Source organism: Streptomyces montanisoli (assembly GCF_017813245.1).
Lineage (GTDB): Bacteria > Actinomycetota > Actinomycetes > Streptomycetales > Streptomycetaceae > Streptomyces > Streptomyces montanisoli.
Genome location: NZ_JAGIQL010000369.1, coordinates 1 through 1,074 on the forward strand (window position 1 = coordinate 1; position 1,074 = coordinate 1,074).

Genomic DNA, 1,074 nt, shown 5'->3' on the forward strand with positions numbered 1-1,074 from the left:
ACACCCCTCCCCCCCCCCCCGTCACCCTTCTTTGAAGTAAAAGACGGGAAAGGAGATACATCGGTAATAGGAGTTCAGACGTAAGCTCATCGAATCTGGCCTCCGCCTCCTCCGCGCCCTCAGGGCGGCCGCCGCTCACGCGGGCCGCGCCGAGGTCCTTCAGGGCCGCGTGTGCCGCTCTGCGGCCCGAGTGCAGGGCGCCCTGGACCGTGTTGACCTCGCGGTGGTCCCCGCACACGTACAGGCCCGCCAGCAGCCGCACCGCCCTGCGCACGTCGTGCGGCGGGCGCGTCGTCACGACCGCCTCCGGGTCGTGGTTGACCGCCAGCGGCTCCCAGCGGTGCGTCGGCACGCCGTACATCCTCGCCAGGTGGCGCCGCACGTCTCGTTCCGCGGGTGGCGGGCCCAGCACCGTCGACGTGACGAGCACGCCGCCGCGCGGCGCACGTGCCGGGTCCACCGCGCTCATCACCGCCGTGTGGGACACGGGCCCGGCGCGGTCCGCGTCCAGCAGCAGTGAGGCGCCCGTGGGCGGCGCTTCCGGCGCGCTGTGGTGCACCACCGTCACCGGCTGGAAGCCCGGCATCCGCAGCCCGGGCAGCAGCCCGGCCGCCGCCCGCGCCCCGGTCGCCACGACCAGCGCCCTGCACGCGATCTCGCCGTGCTCCTTCGTCGTGACGCGGCTGATCGACGCGTCCGTCACGCACACGTCCGTGTGCACCGCGCACCCCGGCGGCAGCGTCGCCGCCAGCAGCCGCGGCAGCGCCGCCGAGCCGCCCTCCGGCACGCAGAGCCGCCCGCGGGCGAATCCGCGCAGCACCAGGTCCGCGCACCGGCTCGACGACGCCAGCTCCGGGTCGTACAGCAGGGCGGAGAGCAGTAGCCGCACGAGCGGAGAGGCGTACGCCTCACGCGCGGTGTGTTCCGGGCGCGACAGCAGGTGCGCGGTGGGCGCGGTGGCGAGGCGGCCGAGCGTCGCGCCCAGCCTGGCCTGGCCCGGCGCGGACGAGCGCGGCGGCAGCAGGGACAGCGGGCGGGCGCTCGTCAGGGCGCGCGCCGACGACAGCGCGCCCC

At 75.8% G+C, this 1,074-nt stretch carries 1 protein-coding gene; it reads right to left on the bottom strand.

The window, feature by feature from the left end:
- On the bottom strand, positions 1 to 1,074 hold a 1,074-nt coding region (locus JFN87_RS33195), incomplete at both ends, for an FAD-dependent oxidoreductase (RefSeq protein WP_209346235.1).